This is a genomic window from Klebsiella sp. KPN54798, from assembly GCF_021184225.1.
Taxonomy (GTDB): Bacteria; Pseudomonadota; Gammaproteobacteria; order Enterobacterales; family Enterobacteriaceae; genus Klebsiella; species Klebsiella pneumoniae.
On sequence record NZ_CP089234.1, the window covers coordinates 4,706,493 to 4,726,375 of the forward strand.

Annotated in this window: 18 protein-coding genes and 1 pseudogene; 16 read left to right on the top strand and 3 right to left on the bottom strand. The window is 61.2% G+C overall.

The annotated features are described in order from the left end of the window. The first annotated feature begins 29 nt into the window (after nucleotides 1-29). The 5 genes from LPQ25_RS22640 to LPQ25_RS22660 all read left to right on the top strand — a co-directional run bounded on the left by LPQ25_RS22640 (nucleotide 30) and on the right by LPQ25_RS22660 (nucleotide 6,666). Nucleotides 30-1,415 carry an efflux transporter outer membrane subunit gene (locus tag LPQ25_RS22640; protein ID WP_012737332.1) on the top strand — a complete coding sequence of 462 codons (1,386 nt, stop codon included), beginning with the start codon at nucleotides 30-32 and terminating at the stop codon, nucleotides 1,413-1,415. A 17-nt stretch (nucleotides 1,416-1,432) separates the two neighbouring features. Continuing rightward, nucleotides 1,433-1,777: a cation efflux system protein CusF gene (gene cusF, locus LPQ25_RS22645; protein WP_012737331.1), complete on the top strand. Its 345-nt coding sequence runs from the start codon at nucleotides 1,433-1,435 to the stop codon at nucleotides 1,775-1,777. Between the two features lie 45 nt (nucleotides 1,778-1,822). Continuing rightward, complete coding sequence (locus tag LPQ25_RS22650; RefSeq protein WP_004186840.1) at nucleotides 1,823-3,085, top strand: efflux RND transporter periplasmic adaptor subunit; 1,263 nt, start codon at nucleotides 1,823-1,825, stop codon at nucleotides 3,083-3,085. A gap of 11 nt (nucleotides 3,086-3,096) precedes the next feature. After that, nucleotides 3,097-6,246, top strand: coding sequence for a CusA/CzcA family heavy metal efflux RND transporter (locus LPQ25_RS22655; RefSeq protein WP_012737329.1), 3,150 nt, complete (start codon nucleotides 3,097-3,099; stop codon nucleotides 6,244-6,246). 72 nt (nucleotides 6,247-6,318) lie between these two features. Further along, the gene (locus tag LPQ25_RS22660; RefSeq protein ID WP_004177568.1) at nucleotides 6,319-6,666 is read left to right on the top strand and encodes a DUF1294 domain-containing protein; all 348 of its coding nucleotides are present in this window, start codon (nucleotides 6,319-6,321) and stop codon (nucleotides 6,664-6,666) included. Nucleotides 6,667-6,675: 9 nt separating this feature from the next. On the opposite strand, the gene LPQ25_RS22665 is transcribed toward LPQ25_RS22660, so the two are convergent. After that, a complete protein-coding gene (locus LPQ25_RS22665; protein ID WP_002887259.1) occupies nucleotides 6,676-7,209 on the bottom strand; it encodes a lipocalin family protein in 534 nt (177 codons plus the stop codon). 116 nt (nucleotides 7,210-7,325) lie between these two features. On the opposite strand from LPQ25_RS22665, the gene LPQ25_RS22670 reads away from it, so the two are divergent. The 11 genes from LPQ25_RS22670 (at nucleotide 7,326) to LPQ25_RS22720 (ending at nucleotide 16,590) form a co-directional block, all read left to right on the top strand. Beyond that, nucleotides 7,326-8,054, top strand: coding sequence for a MerR family transcriptional regulator (locus tag LPQ25_RS22670; protein WP_004192228.1), 729 nt, complete (start codon nucleotides 7,326-7,328; stop codon nucleotides 8,052-8,054). A gap of 232 nt (nucleotides 8,055-8,286) precedes the next feature. After that, on the top strand, nucleotides 8,287-8,721 hold the full coding sequence (locus LPQ25_RS22675; protein ID WP_004178448.1) for a nuclear transport factor 2 family protein: 435 nt from the start codon (nucleotides 8,287-8,289) through the stop codon (nucleotides 8,719-8,721). Beyond that, the gene (locus tag LPQ25_RS22680; RefSeq protein ID WP_004152218.1) at nucleotides 8,718-9,437 is read left to right on the top strand and encodes an SDR family NAD(P)-dependent oxidoreductase; all 720 of its coding nucleotides are present in this window, start codon (nucleotides 8,718-8,720) and stop codon (nucleotides 9,435-9,437) included. The genes LPQ25_RS22675 and LPQ25_RS22680 overlap by 4 nt, the downstream gene beginning before the upstream one ends. Further along, complete coding sequence (locus tag LPQ25_RS22685) at nucleotides 9,434-10,693, top strand: NAD(P)/FAD-dependent oxidoreductase (protein ID WP_012737327.1); 1,260 nt, start codon at nucleotides 9,434-9,436, stop codon at nucleotides 10,691-10,693. Before LPQ25_RS22680 ends, LPQ25_RS22685 begins: the two co-directional genes overlap by 4 nt. Nucleotide 10,694: 1 nt before the next feature. Further along, nucleotides 10,695-11,417, top strand: a complete 723-nt coding sequence (locus LPQ25_RS22690; protein ID WP_004177578.1) for a DUF1365 domain-containing protein — start codon at nucleotides 10,695-10,697, stop codon at nucleotides 11,415-11,417. Further along, nucleotides 11,414-12,634: an SAM-dependent methyltransferase gene (locus LPQ25_RS22695; RefSeq protein WP_012737325.1), complete on the top strand. Its 1,221-nt coding sequence runs from the start codon at nucleotides 11,414-11,416 to the stop codon at nucleotides 12,632-12,634. The genes LPQ25_RS22690 and LPQ25_RS22695 overlap by 4 nt, the downstream gene beginning before the upstream one ends. Continuing rightward, on the top strand, nucleotides 12,631-13,116 hold the full coding sequence (locus tag LPQ25_RS22700) for a DUF2878 domain-containing protein (RefSeq protein ID WP_012737324.1): 486 nt from the start codon (nucleotides 12,631-12,633) through the stop codon (nucleotides 13,114-13,116). Before LPQ25_RS22695 ends, LPQ25_RS22700 begins: the two co-directional genes overlap by 4 nt. Next, nucleotides 13,113-13,637: a hypothetical protein gene (locus LPQ25_RS22705; protein WP_012737323.1), complete on the top strand. Its 525-nt coding sequence runs from the start codon at nucleotides 13,113-13,115 to the stop codon at nucleotides 13,635-13,637. Before LPQ25_RS22700 ends, LPQ25_RS22705 begins: the two co-directional genes overlap by 4 nt. After that, entirely contained in the window at nucleotides 13,634-14,185 is a 552-nt protein-coding gene (locus LPQ25_RS22710) for a DUF3833 domain-containing protein (protein ID WP_012737322.1), read from the top strand. Before LPQ25_RS22705 ends, LPQ25_RS22710 begins: the two co-directional genes overlap by 4 nt. Beyond that, a complete protein-coding gene (locus LPQ25_RS22715) occupies nucleotides 14,182-15,141 on the top strand; it encodes a YbgA family protein (RefSeq protein WP_004178436.1) in 960 nt (319 codons plus the stop codon). Before LPQ25_RS22710 ends, LPQ25_RS22715 begins: the two co-directional genes overlap by 4 nt. Nucleotides 15,142-15,226: 85 nt before the next feature. After that, a protein-coding gene (locus tag LPQ25_RS22720; protein ID WP_085955203.1) for an IS3-like element ISKpn1 family transposase occupies nucleotides 15,227-16,590 on the top strand; the annotation gives its coding sequence in 2 pieces (ribosomal slippage) (nucleotides 15,227-15,695 and nucleotides 15,695-16,590; 1,365 coding nt in all). A 303-nt stretch (nucleotides 16,591-16,893) separates the two neighbouring features. Here LPQ25_RS22720 and LPQ25_RS22725 read toward each other — a convergent pair. Further along, nucleotides 16,894-18,275: pseudogene (locus tag LPQ25_RS22725) on the bottom strand (carbohydrate porin). A gap of 269 nt (nucleotides 18,276-18,544) precedes the next feature. Continuing rightward, entirely contained in the window at nucleotides 18,545-19,864 is a 1,320-nt protein-coding gene (xylA, locus tag LPQ25_RS22730; RefSeq protein ID WP_012737320.1) for a xylose isomerase, read from the bottom strand. Nucleotides 19,865-19,883: the final 19 nt, after the last annotated feature.

Sequence of the window (19,883 nt, forward strand, 5' to 3'; positions counted from 1 at the left end):
ATGGATAAATCGTCGAAACTTCTGCCACCATGCGCTCAATACAGCTACTTACCCTCAGCGTGATATTTGCCTTAACCGGCTGTCTCTCGCTCGCTCCGGACTACCAGCGCCCTGTCGCGCCGGTGCCGCAGCAGTTCTCTCTCAGCCAGAACAAGCTGGTTACTGCGAAAGTGGGCTATCAAGAGACCGGCTGGCGCACCTTTTTCGTCGACCCGCAGGTGAAAAGCCTGATTAGCACCGCGCTGACCAACAACCGCGATCTACGGATGGCGACGCTGAAAGTGCAGGAAGCCCGCGCCCAGTACCGGGTAACCGACGCCGACCGCTACCCGCAGCTTAACGGTGACGGCAGCACCACCTATGGCGGCAAGCTCAAAGGCGACACCACCACCAGCAGCGATTATGCCGCCGGCTTAAACCTCAGCTACGACCTCGACTTCTTTGGCCGGTTGAAAAACCTTAGCGAAGCCGACCGACAGAACTTCTTCGCCAGCGAAGAGGCGCGGCGCGCGGTGCATATCCTGTTGATTGCTAACGTTTCACAAAGCTACTTCAACCAGCGGCTGGCGGCAGCGCAGCTGCAGGTGGCCAACGACACCTTGCAGAACTATCAGCAGTCTTACGCCTTCGTTGAAAAACAGCTGCTGACCGGGAGCACCACCGTGCTGGCGCTGGAACAGGCGCGCGGCATGATCGAGAGCACCCGCGCCGATATCGCCAAACGTCAGGGCCAGCTGGCGCAGGCCAATAACGCCCTGCAGCTACTGCTCGGCAGCTATCAACATCTGCCGGACGATAGCGCCAGCAGCGCGGTAGACCTGCAAGGCGTAACCCTGCCGCCATCGCTCTCCTCAGCGATCCTGCTGCAGCGGCCGGATATTCTGGAAGCCGAACACAGCCTGCAAGCGGCCAACGCCAACATCGGCGCCGCGCGGGCGGCCTTCTTCCCGTCGATCACCCTGACCAGCTCGCTCTCCGGCAGCAGCAGCGAGCTCTTCAGCCTGTTTAACGCCGGCGGCGCGATGTGGAACTTTATCCCCAAAATTGAACTGCCAATTTTCAACGCCGGGCGTAATCAGGCCAACCTCGATCTGGCGGAAATCCGCCAGCAGCAGCAGGTGGTCAACTATGAACAAAAAATACAGTCCGCCTTTAAAGAGGTGGCCGACGCGCTGGCCCAGCGCCAAAGCCTGGCCGATCAGATTGCCGCCCAGCAGCGCTATCTCGCTTCACTAAATATCACCCTGCAGCGCGCCACTGCGCTCTATCGCCACGGCGCGGTCAGCTACATCGAAGTCCTGAGCGCCCAGCGCGACATTTTCACCACCCGACAAACCCTGCTGGAACTCAACTATTCCCGTCAGGCGAATGAAATCACCCTGTTCACCGCTCTCGGCGGCGGCTGGATGGAATAACCCGAGGAGTCTTGATTATGAATTCACTGTCTAAAATCGCCCTGTTTACCCTGCTCTCTGGCGCAGTGTTCGCCGCCCAGGCTGCCGAACCGCACGCCGGCATGGCGATGCACGAGCAGCCCGCCGCCGCGCAGGCGCAAAGCATCCGCGGCAAAGGGGTCATTAAAACCATTGATATGGATAGTAAAAAAATCACTATCGCCCACGAGGCCATCCCGGCGGTGAACTGGCCGCCGATGACCATGCGCTTCACCATCATCCCGCAGACGCAGCTCAACAATGTGAAGGATGGCGACAGCGTGGACTTCACCTTCGTTCAGCAGGGCAATCTGTCGCTGTTACAGGATATCCGCGCCCAATAACAGCCCGGCGACGGTAGGCCCCCTCAACAACTGAATGGACGACACATGGCATCCCTGACACTGAAAAATACGGCGCTGATCCTCGGCAGCATGCTGATTGGCGGCGCGCTTACCGCGGCGCTGTACGCCCGATGGGCACCGACCCACTCTGCCGCTCCGGCGGCCGAGCAGCAGCGTAAAGTGCTGTTCTGGTACGACCCGATGTACCCGAACACCCGCTTCGATAAACCGGGTAAATCGCCGTTTATGGATATGGATCTGGTGCCGAAATACGCCGATGAGGAGCATGCCGCCGCCGGTGCGCCGGGGGTGCGTATCGACCCGACGCAGACCCAGAATCTTGGGGTGAAAACCGTCGCCGTCACCCGCGGGCCGCTGCGCTACGCTCAGACCTTCCCAGCCAATATCAGCTATAACGAGTACCAGTATGTGATTATGCAGGCGCGGGCGGCGGGCTTTATCAATAAAGTCTATCCGCTGACCGTCGGCGACAAAGTGAAACAAGGCACGCCGCTGCTCGAGCTGACCATCCCGGACTGGGTGGAAGCGCAGAGCGAATATCTGCTATTGCAGGAGACCGGGGGCACCGCTACGCAGGTCGAGGGGATCCTCGAGCGTCTACGTCTCGCCGGAATGCCGGATGACGATATCCGCCGCCTGAAAGCCACGCGTAAAATCCAGACCCGCTTTACTCTCAAAGCACCGATCGATGGCGTTATTACCGCCTTCGATCTGCGCGCCGGAATGAACATCGCCAAAGATAACGTGGTGGCGAAAATTCAGGGCATGGATCCGGTGTGGGTCAGCGTGGCGGTCCCGGAATCCATCGCCTGGCTGATTAAAGACGCCTCGCAGTTCAGCATTCAGGTTCCCGCCTGGCCGGGCAAAACCTTCCGCATCAGCAAATGGACCCTTCTCCCCAGCGTCGATAGCGCCACCCGCACCCTGCAGCTGCGCCTGCAGGTCAACAACCCGGATGAAGCGCTGAAGCCGGGGATGAACGCCTATCTGCAGCTGACCAGCGAAAGCGCCCCGATGCTGCTGATCCCCTCCAAAGCGCTGATCGACAGCGGCAGCGAGCAGCGAGTGATCACCGTCGATAACGAGGGGCGCTTCGTGCCGAAAATCGTGCAGGTATTCCATGAATCCGCCGGCGTCACGGCCATTCGCAGCGGGCTGCAGGAGGGTGAGAAAGTCGTCGCCAGCGGCCTGTTCCTGATCGACTCGGAGGCCAATATCGCCGGCGCGCTGGAGCGCATGCGCGCGCAGGCCCCTGATGCCGCGGCCTCTGCCGCCCACGCGCACTAAGGAACGGAACCATGATTGAATGGATTATCCGCCGCTCGGTGGCCAACCGCTTCCTGGTGATGATGGCGGCGCTGTTTCTCAGCATCTGGGGAACCTGGACCATCATCCACACCCCGGTAGACGCCCTGCCGGATCTCTCTGACGTACAGGTGATCGTCAAAACCCGCTATCCGGGGCAGGCGCCGCAGATCGTCGAAAACCAGGTCACCTGGCCGCTGACCACCACCATGCTGTCGGTCCCCGGCGCCAAAACGGTTCGCGGCTTCTCGCAATTCGGCGACTCCTACGTGTACGTGATTTTTGAAGACGGCACCGATCCTTACTGGGCGCGCTCGCGGGTGCTGGAGTATCTCAACCAGGTGCAGGGCAAACTTCCCGCCGGGGTCAGCGCCGAAATGGGCCCGGACGCCACCGGCGTCGGCTGGGTCTTCGAATACGCGCTGGTCGACCGTAGCGGCAAGCACGACCTCGCCGAACTGCGCTCGTTGCAGGACTGGTTCTTAAAATATGAGCTGAAAACCATTCCTAACGTCTCGGAAGTGGCGTCGGTGGGCGGTGTGGTCAAGGAGTACCAGATTGTCGTCGACCCGATGAAGCTGACCCAGTACGGCATCAGCCTCGGCGAGGTGAAATCGGCGCTGGACGCCTCTAACCAGGAGGCGGGCGGCTCTTCCGTCGAACTGGCGGAAGCCGAATATATGGTGCGCGCCAGCGGCTACCTGCAGACGCTCGACGACTTCAAAAATATCGTGCTGAAAACCGGGGATAACGGCGTGCCGGTTTATCTTGGCGACGTCGCGCGGGTGCAGATCGGCCCGGAGATGCGCCGCGGAATCGCCGAGCTTAACGGCGAAGGCGAAGTGGCCGGCGGCGTGGTGATCCTGCGCTCCGGCAAAAACGCCCGCGAAGTGATCTCCGCGGTCAAAGCGAAGCTGGCGTCGCTGCAAAGCAGCCTGCCGGAAGGGGTGGAAGTGGTCACTACCTACGACCGCAGCCAGCTTATCGACCGCGCCATCGACAACCTCAGCCACAAGCTGCTAGAAGAGTTTATCGTCGTGGCGCTGGTCTGCGCCCTGTTCCTGTGGCACGTGCGCTCGGCGCTGGTAGCGATTATCTCGCTGCCGCTCGGCCTGTGCTTCGCCTTTATCATGATGCATTTCCAGGGGCTCAACGCCAACATCATGTCGCTGGGCGGGATCGCCATTGCGGTGGGAGCGATGGTCGATGCCGCCATCGTGATGATTGAGAACGCCCATAAGCGGCTGGAGGAGTGGGAACATCAGCACCCGGGAGAGAAGCTCAGCAACGACACACGCTGGAAAATCATTACCGAGGCCTCGGTGGAGGTCGGCCCGGCGCTGTTTATCAGCCTGCTGATCATCACCCTGTCGTTTATCCCGATTTTCACCCTCGAAGGCCAGGAGGGCAAACTGTTCGGTCCGCTGGCCTTCACCAAAACCTGGTCGATGGCCGGGGCGGCGCTGCTGGCGATCGTGGCGATCCCGATCCTGATGGGCTTCTGGATCCGCGGCAGGATCCCGGCGGAGAGCAGCAATCCGCTGAATCGCTTTTTGATCCGCATTTATCACCCGCTGCTGCTGAAGGTCCTGCACTGGCCGAAGACTACCCTGCTGATTGCGCTCCTGTCGATCCTGACGGTTGTCTGGCCGCTTAACCGGGTCGGCGGCGAGTTTCTGCCACAGATCAACGAGGGCGATCTGCTGTATATGCCGTCCACGCTGCCGGGGATCTCCGCTGCGCAGGCGGCGGATATGCTGCAGAAAACCGATAAGCTGATCATGGCGGTGCCGGAAGTGGCCCGGGTGTTCGGCAAAACCGGCAAGGCCGAGACCGCCACCGACTCGGCGCCGCTGGAGATGGTGGAGACCACCATTCAGCTTAAGCCACAGGATCAGTGGCGGCCGGGGATGACCATGGAGAAGATCGTCGACGAGCTGGATAAAACCGTGCGTCTGCCAGGGCTGGCGAACCTGTGGGTGCCGCCGATCCGCAACCGCATCGACATGCTCTCCACCGGTATCAAGAGCCCGATCGGCATTAAGGTTTCCGGCACTAACCTGGCCGATATCGACGCCATCGCCGGGCAAATTGAAGGGGTGGCGCGCAGCGTGCCGGGAGTCACTTCGGCATTAGCCGAGCGGCTGGTCGGCGGGCGCTACCTCAACATTGATATTCAGCGCGAGAAGGCGGCCCGCTACGGGATGACCGTCGGCGACGTGCAGTTGTTCGTCTCGTCCGCCATCGGCGGGGCGATGGTTGGCGAAACGGTAGAGGGCGTCGAGCGCTATCCGATCAACATCCGCTACCCGCAGAGCTATCGCGACAGCCCGGAGACCCTGCGACAGCTGCCGATCCTCACGCCGCTGAAGCAACAGATTGTCCTCGCCGACGTGGCTGAGGTGAAAGTGGTCACCGGACCATCCATGCTGAAGACCGAGAACGCCCGCCCGACCAGTTGGATCTACATCGATGCCCGCGACCGCGACATGGTGTCGGTAGTGCACGATCTGCAGCAGGCCATCGGCAAGGAGGTGAAGCTGAAGCCGGGCATCAGTGTGTCCTACTCCGGGCAGTTTGAGCTGCTGGAGCGCGCCAATCAGAAGCTGAAGCTGATGGTGCCGATGACGCTGATGATTATCTTCGTGCTGCTGTATCTGGCGTTCCGCCGCGTCGGCGAAGCACTGCTGATTATCACCAGCGTGCCGTTCGCCCTTGTGGGCGGGATCTGGTTCCTCTACTGGATGGGGTTCCATCTGTCGGTGGCCACCGGTACCGGCTTTATCGCCCTCGCCGGGGTGGCGGCAGAATTTGGCGTGGTGATGCTGATGTACCTGCGCCACGCCATCGAGGCCGAGCCATCGCTGGAGAATCCGCAGACTTTCAGCGTCGATAAGCTCGACGAGGCGCTGTACCAGGGGGCGGTGCTGCGCGTTCGGCCGAAGGCGATGACCGTGGCGGTGATTATCGCCGGCCTGCTGCCGATTTTATGGGGCACCGGCGCCGGTTCGGAAGTCATGAGCCGTATCGCCGCGCCGATGATTGGCGGGATGATCACCGCCCCGCTGCTGTCGCTGTTTATCATTCCGGCGGCGTATAAGCTGATGTGGCTGTATCGGCATCGGGGCAAGCGTAGCCAATAGCCCGCCGCGTTTACGCCGGTCCGGGAAATTGGCTATAGTGGCGCCATTCTTCTGGCCGGCGTGAACGTCCCTATGAATCTGAACCTGGTATGTTATTCCCTGCTGCTGCTCACCGCCGTGGGCAGCGCCCTGCTGCCCTACCCGCTGGCGATGTGGTTTTTACTGAGCAGCCTTCTGACATGGCTTATCTATGGCGCCGACAAGCTGGCGGCGCGCAAAGCCTGGCGCCGGGTGCCGGAAACCACGCTGCTGGTGCTGGGCCTGGCGGGAGGCTGGCCGGGGGCCATCCTCGGCCAGCAGTGCTTTCGCCATAAAACGCAAAAGCAGCCCTTCCGGACGCGGTTTTTCATCAGCGTAGCGCTCAACGTGGCGGCGCTGGCCGGGCTGTACGTGGTTTATACCCATCTGCTCAGCCGCTAAGCGGCGAGGCTAGCGCGGCGTCTGGCGGATCCACACCAGGCGATCGACGTCAAAGCCCAGCTCGCGCGCGGTATTCAGGTAATCCTGCTTCACCGCCGCCGGAATGGTGGGGGTTCGCGACAGGATCCACAGATAGTCGCGGTTGGGGCCGCTGACCAGCGCGTACTGGTAGTCGTCGTCCAGGCGGATCACGTTATAGCCGCCGTAGAACGGCCCGAAGAACGACACCTTCAGCGCCGCAGTGGTGGGGGCGCCGGTGAAATAGGCTTTCCCGTCGCTCTCATTCCAGCGTTTTTTGACCGGGTCATAACCGCGGTTGACGACGCTGATCCCTCCGTCGCTGCGGGCGCCGTAGGTGGCGGTCACCTGCTCCAGGCCTCGCTCGAAGCGATTCTCCAGGCGGGCGACCTCATACCATTTTCCAAGGTACCGGCTGGCGTCAAACCCGCTAATCGGCTGAACGCCCTTCGGCGGCGTGGGCGATTTGCAGGCCACCAGGGTTAACGCGATAGCGACGCCGGTGACAACAGGCCATAGCTTCATGAGAACTCCTTTCATTTACGCGGTTGGGGAAAGTGTAGTGCAAAGCCACTACACTTCACGCCAGCCGTCGTGATTCGTAGTATATTGAGAATATTCTTTGTTAACAGGTGGCCTCCATGCCTTACTCCATCGGCGAATTTGCCCGACTATGCGGGATAAATGCGACCACGCTTCGCGCCTGGCAGCGCCGCTACGGCCTGCTTAAGCCGCTGCGCACCGATGGAGGACACCGTCTGTACAGCGATGACGACGTCCAGCAGGCGCTGAAGATCCTCGACTGGGTGAAAAAAGGGGTGCCGGTCAGCCAGGTGAAACCCCTGCTGTCGCGCCCCGGCGCGCGGCGCACCAATAACTGGCTGACGCTGCAGGAGACCATGCTGCAGCGGCTGAAAGAGGGAAAAATCGAGTCCCTGCGCCAGCTGATCTACGACGCCGGGCGCGAATATCCGCGCCAGGAGCTGGTAACCGAAGTGCTGCGTCCGCTGCGCAGCCAGGTCTCCGCCAACGTGCCGGCCATCATGACGCTGCGCGAAATTCTCGACGGCATCATCATCGCCTATACCTCGTTTTGCCTCGAAGGCGACAAGAAGGCGCCCGGGGACAACTTTCTGATCACCGGCTGGCACCTGACCGACGCCTGCGAAATCTGGCTTGAGGCGCTCAAACGTACCGGCCAGGGCCATCGCATCGACGTTCTGCCGGTGCCTCCCGCCGCCCTGGCGCCGGAGATTTTCCCCCAGCGCAACTGGCTGCTGGTTACCAGCGGCAAACTTTCTGCCGCCCGCCAGAGGCAGGTCGAACTCTGGCAGCAGCAGGTCGTCTCCCTCGAGATAATTCCGCTCTAACCCCCCTGTTTTAACCTACATCCCCTCTCTGAGACGCCAGCGCCCGGTGGCGCGGCGGGCTCACGCTTGCCCTTTGCGCCACCCGCGATTTTCACTCCTTAAAACACCAATCATAACAACATGATTTTTAACATAAATAAAATATATTTTTCTACAAACTTGGACAAATAATTTTATTTGTGTAAGTTTTAAGTATGCCATTACGCTACCGTATCTAGCCAGGATGTGATCCATGAGCACCTCGCCGTCCGTGATTCGTCGTTTCGTTGAGTACTACGCCGGGCTGGACGCGCAGCCGCCCGCGGCGCTGGCCGCGCTGTACCATCCGGACGCCACGCTGAGCGATCCTTTTGGTCAGCATCAGGGGCTGTTCGCCATTCAGCGCTACTTTACCCATCTGCTGGCCAACGTGGAGCAGTGCCGGTTCACCATCGACACGCCGCTTTGCGACGGCCAGCGGTTCGCCGTGACCTGGACCATGCACTGGTCGCATCCGCGCATTGCCGGTGGAGAAACCCTGGCCCTGCCGGGCTGCTCGGTGGTGGACATCGCCGGGGAGCAGGTTCTCCATCAGCGCGACTACTACGACGCCGGGGAGATGATCTACGAGCATCTTCCCCTGCTGGGCTGGGCGGTACGCGGCGTGAAGCGGAGGGTGCGCTCATGATGACGGTGCTCATCACCGGCGCCAGCTCCGGGATCGGCGCCGGCCTGGCGAAATCCTTCGCGGCGGATGGCCATCTGGTCATCGCCTGCGGGCGCGATGCGTCGCGCCTGGCAGCGCTCCAGCAGCTCAGCCCCAACATCAGCGTACGCCTGTTCGATATGACAGACAGGGACGCCTGTCGCCAGGCGCTGACAGGCTGTTTTGCCGACCTGATCATTCTCTGCGCCGGGACCTGCGAATACCTCGACCACGGACAGGTGGATGCCGCCCTCGTGGAGCGGGTGATGGCCACCAACTTCCTCGGGCCGGTGAACTGCCTGGCGGCGCTGCAGACGCAGCTGGAGGCTGGCGATCGGGTGGTGCTGGTCAGCTCCATGGCGCACTGGCTGCCCTTCCCGCGCGCGGAAGCCTATGGCGCCTCCAAGGCGGCGCTGACCTGGTTTGCCAATAGCCTGCGTCTGGACTGGGAGCCGAAAGGGGTCGCCGTCACGGTGGTCTCTCCGGGCTTCGTCGACACCCCGCTGACGCGCAAAAACGACTTCGCCATGCCCGGCCGGGTGAGCGTGGATCGGGCGGTGGCGGCGATCCGCCACGGTCTGGCGAAGGGCAAAAACCACATCGCCTTCCCCACCGGTTTCAGCCTGGCCCTGCGTCTGCTGGCCAGTCTGCCATCGGGTATCCAGCGCCTGCTGTTGCGCAGGATGGTGCGCTCATGAATATCGCCATCATCGGCAGCGGCATCGCCGGGCTGACCTGCGCCTGGCGACTGGCCGGACACCATCAGGTAACGCTGTTCGAAGCGGGCGCCACGCCGGGCGGCCACACCGCCACCGTGGATGTCGCCACGCCGCAGGGCACCTGGGCCATCGATACCGGATTTATCGTCTACAACGATCGCACCTATCCGCGCTTTATGGGCCTGCTCAGCGAGCTGGGGATCGCCGGGCAAAAAACGCAGATGAGCTTCTCGGTCCACAACCCGGCCAGCGGCCTGGAGTACAACGGCCACAGCCTGACCTCGCTCTTCGCCCAGCGGCGCAATCTACTGAAGCCGGCCTTCTGGGGACTGCTGAGCGAGATCGTCCGCTTCAACCGCCTGGCGAAACTGGCGCTGACCGAGGCGCTGGATCCAGGCGCGACGCTGGAGAGCTTCCTCACCCGCCACCGCTTCAGCCCCTTCTTCGCCCGCCACTATATTCTGCCGATGGGGGCGGCCATCTGGTCGTCGTCGCTGCAGGAGATGCGCCGCTTCCCGCTGCCGCTGTTTTTGCGCTTCTTTGAAAACCACGGTCTGCTGGATATTCGCGATCGCCCGCAATGGTACGTGGTGCCCGGCGGTTCCCGGGAATACGTTCGCGCCCTGCTCGCCAGGCTCGGCGATCGCCTGGATCTACGCCTCAACGCGCCGGTGCAGCAGGTGGACCGCCACCCGGCGGGGGTCACCCTGCGGCTGGCGTCCGGGGAGGCGCATTTTGACCAGGTGATCTTCGCCTGCCACTCCGCGCAGGCCCTGGCGATGCTGGCGGCGCCCACCGATTCCGAACGAGAAGTCCTCGGGGACATCGGCTGGCAGCGTAACGAGGTGGTGTTGCACAGCGATCCGCGCTGGCTGCCGGAGCGCCAGCGCGCCTGGGCCAGCTGGAACTATCGCCTGAGCGACGGGGATCGGGCCCGGGCCTGCGTCACCTACAACATGAATATTCTCCAGGGGCTTCCCGCGGGCGCGCCGCTGTTCTGCGTCACCCTGAACCCGGACGCGCCGGTGGACGATCGCTACGTCTGGCAGCGCTTCGTCTATGAGCATCCGCTGTTTAACCCGCAAAGCTGGTCGGCCCAGCTGCGGCGCGAAGAGATTAACGGCCAGCAGCGGAGCTGGTACTGCGGCGCCTACTGGTACAACGGCTTTCATGAGGATGGGGTGCGCAGCGCGCTCGACGTGGTGCAGGGCATCGCCGCGGCGGAGGGCAACTGAAATGAACAGCTGCCTCTATCAGGGCGTCCTGCGCCACCGTCGCCTGCAGCCGAAGGCGCACCACTTCGTCTACCGCCTGTTTATGGCCTGGCTCGACCTCGACGAACTGGACAAGCTGCCTGAGGCGGGCATCCGCCGCAACCGCCTGGCCGCCGCCGCCTGGTACGACGCCGATTATCCGCTGGGCGCGCCGCTGAAGGCCCAGGCGCTGAACCGGCTGGAGAGCCTGACCGGCTGCCGCCCGGCGGGCCGCGTGATGCTCCTGACCCAGCTGCGCTACTTCGGCTTCCATTTTAATCCGGTCAACTTTTACTACTGCTATGACGAGGCCGACACCCTGCGCTGGGTGCTGGCCGAAGTGCGCAACACGCCGTGGAATGAGCGTCATTACTACGCGGTGGACGGCCAGCAGGCACGCCCGCTGGAGAAAGCCTTTCACGTTTCGCCGTTTAACCCGATGGACATGGTCTATCACTGGCGCTTCAACGCGCCCGGCAAAACGCTGCACATGCATATTGAAAACCATCAGGCCAGCAAGGTGTTTGACGCCACCCTGGCCCTGAGCCGCGTGCCATTGACCCGCGCCAACCTGCGCGGGCTGCTGCTGCGTCTGCCGCTGATGACCCTGAAAACCGTCCTCGCCATCTACTGGCAGGCGCTGCGGCTGTGGCTGAAGCGCGTGCCGCTGTACAACCATCCTGTCAGCAGGAGTGAACGCTCATGACCGATCCCGTCTTTGCGCTTGAACCCGATGTGCCGCGCAACGTGCGGCTCGCGCGCTGGCTGCTTTTTCGTCTGTTGAGCGGCCTCCGCGAAGGCTCGCTCACCGTGCGCGAAGGGGCGCAGACGTTTCATTTTGGCGACCCCGCCGCCGCGCTGCGCGCCGAGGCGCGGGTCTGCACGCCGGAGGTGTACTGGCGTCTGCTGACCGGCGGCAGCCTGGCGGCGGCCGAGGCCTGGATGGACGGCGACTGGGAGAGCCACCAGCTGACGACGCTGCTGCAGATCCTCGCGCGCAACGGCGAGGTGCTGGGGCGTCTGGAGCGCGGCTTCCGTCTGCTGGGCAAGCCCGTCGCCCGCCTGCGCCACTGGACCCGCCGCAACACCCGCGCCCAGGCGCGGGAGAACATCGCCGCCCATTACGACCTCGGCAACGAATTTTATGCCCATTTTCTGGATGACGACCTGCTCTACTCCAGCGCGCTGTTTACCGACGACCAGCAGGATCTGACCCAGGCCCAGCGGGCCAAGATGGCGCGCCTGTGCGACCAGCTGGCGCTCACTCCCGGCGATCATCTGCTGGAGATTGGCACCGGCTGGGGGGCGCTGGCCGAGTACGCCGCCCGCCATTACGGCTGCCGGGTCACCACCACCACCCTTTCCCGGGAGCAGCACCGCTGGGCTACCGAGCGCATGGCCCGCGCCGGGCTGCAGGATCGCGTCGAGGTGCTGCTCTGCGACTACCGCGATCTGCGCGGCGAGTACGACAAACTGGTGTCGGTGGAGATGATTGAGGCGGTGGGCCAGCGCTACCTCCCGGCCTTCTTCCGCACCTGTCAGGCGCGCCTGCGCCCGGGCGGTAAAATGGCCCTGCAGGCGATCACCATTCAGGATCAGCGCTATCGCGACTACAGCAAAAGCGTCGATTTTATCCAGCGCTACATCTTCCCGGGCGGCTTTTTGCCCAGCATCACGGCAATGAGCGAGCTGATGACCCGCCATACCGATTTTGTGGTGCGCAACCTGTTCGACATGGGCCCGGACTATGCCCGCACCCTGGCGCACTGGCGGCAGCGTTTTACCCACGCCTGGCAGGATATTGAAAAGCTCGGCTTTGATGAGCGCTTCCGCCGGATGTGGCTCTACTACTTCGGCTATTGCGAAGCCGGATTTAACGCCCGCACCATCAGCGTGGTGCAGCTCACCGCGGAGCGGGTATGACACGCCCGGCGCAGCACTTGCTGATGGCCCTCGCGTTCGATGTTTACTGGACGCTGGTGGTGATGTTGCGCGAGCGCGGCCTGCTGATCTGGCTGACGCTGGCCATCTTCGCCTGGCTGCGGTTGCCGGCGGCCAGTCGTCCGCCCGCCCTGCTGCTGGCCGCGGCGGGCTGCGGGCTGGACGCCTGCTGGGCGCTGGCGGGACTGATTGATTTTCCCGGCGACAGCCTGCTGCCCCTGTGGATGGTGGCCCTGTGGCTGATGTTCGCCGTCGTCTGGACCCGACTGACCCGCGCCGCGACGCTTCCCGGCTGGGTGCTGGCTACGGCGGCGACCCTCGGCGGCCCGGTGGCCTACCTGATCGGCGCTCGCCTCGGAGCCATGACCCTGCTGGTGCCGACGGCGCTTGGCGTGGCCGCCATGGCCTGCGGCTGGCTGGTGCTCATGCTGTTATTCCATCTGGGGATGGGGAGGCGAAAATGAGATTCGCCCTGTTACTGCTGTGGCTGACCACCCTTGCCCCGGCGGCCCACGCCGCCGACTGGCTGACGTGGCGCCGCGTCGGCGAGGCGACCCTCACCTGGGGGCCGTTCACCGTCTATCACTCGCAGCTGCGCACGCCCAATGGCCGGTATGACGGCCCGCAGCAGGATCGGGCGCTGATCATCACCTACCGGCGCGACATCGATCGCGAGGCGCTGGTGGAGGCCACCCGCGACCAGTGGCAGGCGCAGGGCATTCTGCAGCAGGAACCGCGCAGCGAAGCCTGGCTACGCATGCTGCAGGGGATCTGGCCGGACGTCGCGCCGGGCAGCCAGCTGGCGTTCGTGGTCAGCGGCGGCGAGGGGCAGTTCTGGTACCGCGCCAGCGCCGCGCAGACCGCCTTTACCCCGCTCGGCCCGCGCCAGTCGGCGGCGTTCAGCACCCGCTTTCTCGCCATCTGGCTCGATCCGCGCACCACTTATCCCGAACTGCGTCAGCAGTTGATCGGAGGTACACCATGAAACGCATTCTGACCCTTGGCCTGGCGCTGCTGATGCTGATCCTCGCCGGCTGCAGCACCGAGGTCACGGAGTACCGGCAGCAGCAGCCCGCCCTCGACATCTTTCACTATTTTCAGGGGCGAACCGAGGCGTGGGGGATGGTGCAGGATCGCAGCGGCAAGCAGCTGCGCCGCTTCCATGTTGAGATCGATGGCGACGTCGTCGGCGACACCCTGACCCTCCATGAGCGCTTTGTCTATGACGACGGCGAGAAGCAGCAGCGGATATGGCGCATTCGCCGCACCGGCGATAACCGTTATCAGGGCACCGCCGGGGATATCGAAGGCGTGGCCAGCGGCCAGGCGGCAGGCAATGTCTTTCACTGGCGCTACAGCATGAACGTCGAGGCCAGCGGCAGCCGGTGGCTGCTGCACTTTGACGACTGGATGTTCCTGCAGGACGGCAGCCATTTATTTAACAAAACCGAGATGAAGAAATTCGGCATTACGGTCGCCACCGTGACCCTTTTCTTTACCCGAACCACAGCAGAAGAGAGGACAGCGCCATGAACACGCAACCTGTCATTGGGATCAGCGGATGTTTAACCGGCTCAGCCGTGCGATTCGACGGCGGGCATAAGCGTATGGGCTTTGTGATGGATGAGCTCGCGCAGTGGGTGGCGTTTAAACCCGTCTGCCCGGAGATGGCGATCGGCCTGCCCGTTCCCCGCCCGGCGCTCCGCCTGGTGCAGACCCCGGTCGGGGAGATCCGCATGCGCTTCAGCCACGCCCCGCATGAGGATGTGACGGAGAAGATGGCTGATTTCGCCAGCGCCCACCTGGCAACCCTGGGTGAGCTGTCGGGCTTTATCGTCTGCGCCAAATCGCCGAGCTGCGGGATGGAGCGCGTGCGGCTGTATGATGAAAAAGGCAATCGCGGGCGTAAGGAAGGCGTGGGGCTGTTTACCGGCGCCCTGATGGCGCGCTACCCGTGGCTGCCGGTGGAAGAGGATGGCCGGCTGCACGATCCGCTGCTGCGGGAGAATTTTGTCGAGCGCGTTTTCGCCCTGCATGAACTCAACGCCCTGCGCGCCCGCGGCCTGACCCGTCACGGTCTGCTGGCCTTTCACAGCCGCTACAAGCTGCAACTGCTGGCTCATCACCAGGCGGGCTACCGCGAGATCGGCCCGTTCGTCGCCTCGCTGCATGAATGGGAGGATCTGGAAGCGTTCTTCGAGGTTTACCGCGAGAAGCTGATGGCGATCCTCAAGCAGCCCGCCTCGCGGAAAAACCACACCAACGTGCTGATGCATATTCAGGGTTATTTCCGCGACCAGCTGAACAGCCGCCAGCGCGGCGAGCTGCGGGAGGTGATCCTCAACTATCGCGCCGGGCTGCTGCCGATCCTCGCCCCGCTGACGCTGCTTAAGCACTATCTGGCCGAGTATCCGGATCGCTACCTGCAGGCGCAGAACTATTTCGATCCCTACCCGCAGGATCTGGCCCTGCGCCTGACGGTGAACTGAGGGAGTTGGCCTGAACCAGCTGCCCGGCGGCGCTGCTGGACTGCACCCCAAAAGTTGGACACCCAACTGAGTAAGGTGCAATTTTATGGCTAAACCAAAGTATTCCCCTGAAACAAAACTGGCTGTGGTTAATCATTATTTGTCCGGTAAAGACGGAGAACAGAGTACAGCCGACCTTTTTGGTATTGAAAGAACATCTGTCCGTCGCTGGGTCAGGGCATGGCAGTTCCACGGTGCAGAAGGCCTGACTGCAAAAAATAATCATTATTCCGATGAATTTAAACTCGTGGTCGTCCGGGCGGTTATCAGTGACCGCCTGACGATGCGTGAAGCGGCTGCCCGGTTTAATCTCTCCGCAGAAATACTTGTCCGGCGCTGGCTCGACGTGTACAACGATGCCGGAGCGGAAGGTCTTTTAAACATGCAATGCGGACGGCCCGGACAAATGACAAAGCCAAAAAATATCCCACCACTGACAGATAAAGAGCTGGAAAAACTCTCCCCCGAAGAGCTCAGGGCCGAACTGCGTTATCTGCGGGCAGAGAATGCCTATCTAAAAAAGTTGAAAGCCTTGGTTCAGAGCGAAAAAAATGGCAAAAAGCCCTGATAATCAGTGAACTAAGGCATGAACACGCTCTGCGGGACCTTCTGCGGGCGGCCGGTATGTCCCGTAGCACGTGGTATTACAATATGAATGCACTGAAGCAAGGGGACAGGTATGCGGGTCTTAAAGAGAACATCAGGAAGATATACCACTATCACAAAGGTCGTTATGGCTACCGCAGGATCACGCTCGCACTGAGAAAACAGGGGCTGCGGATAAACCATAAAACAGTGCAGCGGCTGATGGCAGAACTGTCACTCCGGTCTGTGATAAGGGCGAAAAAATATCGTGCCTGGAAAGGGAGAACGGGCGAGGCCGCGCCCAATATCCTGAGCCGGAACTTCGGTGCGTCAAAAGCCAACGAAAAATGGGTAACAGATGTGACAGAGTTCCCGGTACAGGGAAAAAAGCTTTACCTGTCGTCAGTTCTCGATCTGTTTAACCGGGAGGTTATCGCCTACAGCCTGTCGGAAAGGCCGGTGATGGAGATGGTGAATACGATGCTGGACGGTGCGTTCCCGAAGCTCAGACCGGGAGATGCTCCGCTGCTGCACTCGGATCAGGGCTGGCATTACAGGATGAGGAGCTATCAGGAACGTTTAAAGGCGCATGGGATGACGCAGAGTATGTCGCGTAAAGGAAACTGCCTGGATAATGCAGTGATGGAAAACTTCTTCGGGACCCTGAAATCGGAGTGTTTTTATCTGAGGGAGTTCAGGAGTGTCAGTGCGCTAAGAAAAGCCGTAGAGGACTATATCCATTACTACAACAACGAGCGGATAAGCCTGAAATTAAAAGGCCTGAGTCCGGTAGAGTACCGAACCCAGGCTCTGAGAGCCGCTTAATATGAACCATCCAACTTTATGGGGTCAGTCCACTGCGCTTGCCGGGCCTACGGGGGGGTGTGAGCCCGCAGGAAGGAACGTAGGCCGGATAAGGCATTTATGCCGCCATCCGGCACTATCGCAGGTATGGAGCCTGACCGCCCGGCGGCGCTGCGCTTGCCGGTCCTGGGGTGGGGTCCCGCAGGAAGGAACGCAGGCCGGATAAGGCATGTATGCCGCCATCCGGCATAAATGGAGCGCACCAGTTGTAGCCCGGCTAAGCGTAGCGCCAGCCGGGAACGCTCCTTCGACAACGCTATCGCATCAGAACCACGCCTCAAACATCCCGCCGACGTTCAGCGAATCCAGCTGCTGGTCCTGGGTGCCGTTTACCTTCGCGGTGTGCTCGTTATCCACCTGGCCGCCGGTCACGTAGAAGCGCAGCATCGGGCGGAACTCCGGCCCATGCCGATGGCGATGTTCTGCGACAGCGTCAGCTTCCAGCCGTGGTTATCCCCGCCCTGGTCGTAATCCACGCGCTGGTAGCCCGCTTCCAGCCAGGTGGAGTGCACATCGTTCCAGAAGTACATCGGCCGGACGATGGCGCCGTAGTTTTTACGGTTGTCGGTATTATCCTTGCCGTTGTCGTAGTCATGGAAGGCCAGCAGATACTCGATCTGCGCCTGCTGGGTGAACTTATGGCTGCCCTCGAAGCTGGCGTAGACCGTGGTCAGGTCGTCGGTTTTGTTATAGACGCTGTTATCCGAGTTATCGGAGTAGCGCAGGATCACCTTGTTCACCCCGCTGTCGTTGGTGTGGCTCAGCACCAGCCCGCCCTGCCACGCTTCGAGACGCGCGTCGCTGTCCACCGCCTTTGAGTCAAAGCCGTAGTTGGCGTACACCTCGACGTCGATCGGCCCGGCCTTGATGTTGTGGGTTTTAGTGGTCAGCGCGTAGTGGCCGTTGTCGCCGGTGTCGGAGCTGCCGGTACAGGTGATGCGCGACGGGTTGGTCTCATCGGCCATCACTTCCGGGCTACAGGATTTCACCTGCGAGACCGCCGCCACGTCGAACTGCACGCCGCCGATATCAAAGTTCTTCACCCCGGCGCCCTGGCCGTCGTGGTTCATCCAGAAGTAGTCGTTGATCCCCTGTTGCGGACGCTGGTGGAAGTCGCGGCCGGCCCAGATATAGGCGTTGGGGTTGGATTCCAGCACGTTGGTGACCCCGACGTAGGCCTTCTTCAGGTTAACTTCGTCGCTCCAGTGGTCGAACATCACGTTGAGATCCCAGATAGCCCCCTGCGCGCTTTTGAAGGCCTTGCTGATCTGGAATTCGCCGCCGTTGCTTTCGTTGCCCAGACGGCCGATCGCCGAGGCGCCGTTATAGGAGCCGTCGACGCCGACATATTTCTGGTCGCCGGTCTGGAAGTGGGCGCCATAGCGGGCATAGCCGCTGAACTTGAGGCCGAACGGAATGGCCATATCCGGCGAGGCGGCGGTGGTTTCCGGGTTAGTAATCACGTCGACCTTTTTGTTGGCCGCGGCGTCGATTTTTGCCTGGCGGTCGGCCAGCGCTTTATCAACGGCTTTGGCGACGATGGCGTCGATCTGTTCCTGAGTAAATTCTTGCGCCATTACAGAGGTAAGCGGAAAAAACGCGGCGATAACCGCCATGGTTAATGGAAGCTTTTTTATCATTGTCATGAGTTTCTCAATATAGGTTAATTTTATTCAGACAATAACCAGCCTATTCTGAGCTGACAGAATATGTCGCTATCATCAGAACAAGTTATTTTTTATTTTGTACGGTCACAGAGGCGTTACACAATTATCGTTACCCTTCCTCCTTCGCTGATATTAAACAAATGGTCTTTCGCGACTAACAAAAAAAACACAGCACGAACCAATAAACGCTATTTCCCAGCAGCGGATAGACGGCGGAATACATGCCCCGCGGGGCATGTCAGCAAAAATTAACCAAAGATATAGGTATTGACGAGATTTTCGAGTAATTCCTGACGCCCGCTCTGAGGCTGCGGATTCAGATTATGCTGCTCAGCGTATCGGGCAATATTATCCAGCGACATCTGCCCGCTCATAATTTTCTGCCCCAGCTCGCCCTGCCAGCCGGCATAGCGTTTTGCCAGACCCTGATCGAGCTTGCCATCCTCAATCATGCGCGCGGCCAGCTTGAGGGACAGCGCCATCACGTCCATGGCGCCAATATGGCCATAGAACATGTCGTATTTGTCGGTGCTCTGCCGACGAACTTTGGCGTCAAAGTTCAGGCCACCGGTGGTGAATCCCCCGGCTTTGAGGATCTCGTACATCACCAGGGTATTTTCTTCAATACTGTTCGGGAACTGATCGGTATCCCAGCCGAGCTGCGCATCGCCGCGGTTGGCATCAACGGAGCCGAAAATGCCCAGCGCGATGGCGCTGGCGATTTCATGGTGGAAAGAGTGCCCCGCCAGAGTGGCGTGGTTGGCTTCAATGTTCACCTTGATCTCATTTTCCAGACCAAACTGCTTCAGGAAACCATACACCGTCGCGACATCGTAATCGTACTGATGCTTAGTGGGCTCCTGCGGTTTCGGCTCGATAAGCAGCGTGCCGCCAAAGCCAATCTTATGCTTGTGCTCCACCACCATCTGCAGGAAGCGGCCAATCTGCTCGCGCTCCTGGCGCAGATCGGTATTCAGCAGGGACTCGTAACCTTCGCGGCCGCCCCACAGCACATAGTTTTCGCCGCCGAGCTGGTGGGTAGCGTTCATGGCGGTCACCACCTGCGTGGCCGCCCAGGCAAACACCTCCGGGTCGGGGTTGGTCGCCGCCCCGGCGCCATAGCGCGGGTGGGTAAAGCAGTTGGCGGTGCCCCACAGCAGTTTCACGCCGGTTTGCTGCTGTTTCTCCGCCAGTACCTCGGTCATCACGGCGAAATTATGCAAATACTCTTTCAGCGACGCGCCTTCTGGCGAGACGTCGACATCGTGGAAGCAGTAATACGGCACGTTGAGCTTGTAGAAAAATTCAAACGCCACGTCCGCTTTGCGTTTGGCCATTTCCAGCGCATCGCCCGCGGCCTGCCAGGGACGCTCAAACGAGCCGGCGCCAAACATATCCGCGCCATTCCAGCAGAAATTATGCCAGTAACAGGCGGCAAAACGCAGATGATCGGCCATGCGTTTTCCCAGCACGATTTCATCCGGATTATAGTGGCGAAACGCCAGCGGATTATCGGTTATGGGTCCGGCAAAGCGAACGCGATCAACCTGGTCGAAATAGGTTTGCATGATGAACTCCGAAATTGAG

Coding starts and splice junctions, on each gene's coding strand:
- LPQ25_RS22690 (WP_004177578.1), top strand. CDS start 10,695: ATGAACAGCTGCCTCTATCAGGGCGTCCTGCGCCACCGTCGCCTGCAG.
- LPQ25_RS22660 (WP_004177568.1), top strand. CDS start 6,319: ATGAATCTGAACCTGGTATGTTATTCCCTGCTGCTGCTCACCGCCGTG.
- LPQ25_RS22705 (WP_012737323.1), top strand. CDS start 13,113: ATGAGATTCGCCCTGTTACTGCTGTGGCTGACCACCCTTGCCCCGGCG.
- LPQ25_RS22695 (WP_012737325.1), top strand. CDS start 11,414: ATGACCGATCCCGTCTTTGCGCTTGAACCCGATGTGCCGCGCAACGTG.
- LPQ25_RS22675 (WP_004178448.1), top strand. CDS start 8,287: ATGAGCACCTCGCCGTCCGTGATTCGTCGTTTCGTTGAGTACTACGCC.
- LPQ25_RS22665 (WP_002887259.1), bottom strand. CDS start 7,209: ATGAAGCTATGGCCTGTTGTCACCGGCGTCGCTATCGCGTTAACCCTG.
- LPQ25_RS22640 (WP_012737332.1), top strand. CDS start 30: ATGCGCTCAATACAGCTACTTACCCTCAGCGTGATATTTGCCTTAACC.
- xylA (WP_012737320.1), bottom strand. CDS start 19,864: ATGCAAACCTATTTCGACCAGGTTGATCGCGTTCGCTTTGCCGGACCC.
- LPQ25_RS22655 (WP_012737329.1), top strand. CDS start 3,097: ATGATTGAATGGATTATCCGCCGCTCGGTGGCCAACCGCTTCCTGGTG.
- LPQ25_RS22680 (WP_004152218.1), top strand. CDS start 8,718: ATGATGACGGTGCTCATCACCGGCGCCAGCTCCGGGATCGGCGCCGGC.
- LPQ25_RS22650 (WP_004186840.1), top strand. CDS start 1,823: ATGGCATCCCTGACACTGAAAAATACGGCGCTGATCCTCGGCAGCATG.
- LPQ25_RS22700 (WP_012737324.1), top strand. CDS start 12,631: ATGACACGCCCGGCGCAGCACTTGCTGATGGCCCTCGCGTTCGATGTT.
- LPQ25_RS22715 (WP_004178436.1), top strand. CDS start 14,182: ATGAACACGCAACCTGTCATTGGGATCAGCGGATGTTTAACCGGCTCA.
- LPQ25_RS22710 (WP_012737322.1), top strand. CDS start 13,634: ATGAAACGCATTCTGACCCTTGGCCTGGCGCTGCTGATGCTGATCCTC.
- cusF (WP_012737331.1), top strand. CDS start 1,433: ATGAATTCACTGTCTAAAATCGCCCTGTTTACCCTGCTCTCTGGCGCA.
- LPQ25_RS22670 (WP_004192228.1), top strand. CDS start 7,326: ATGCCTTACTCCATCGGCGAATTTGCCCGACTATGCGGGATAAATGCG.
- LPQ25_RS22685 (WP_012737327.1), top strand. CDS start 9,434: ATGAATATCGCCATCATCGGCAGCGGCATCGCCGGGCTGACCTGCGCC.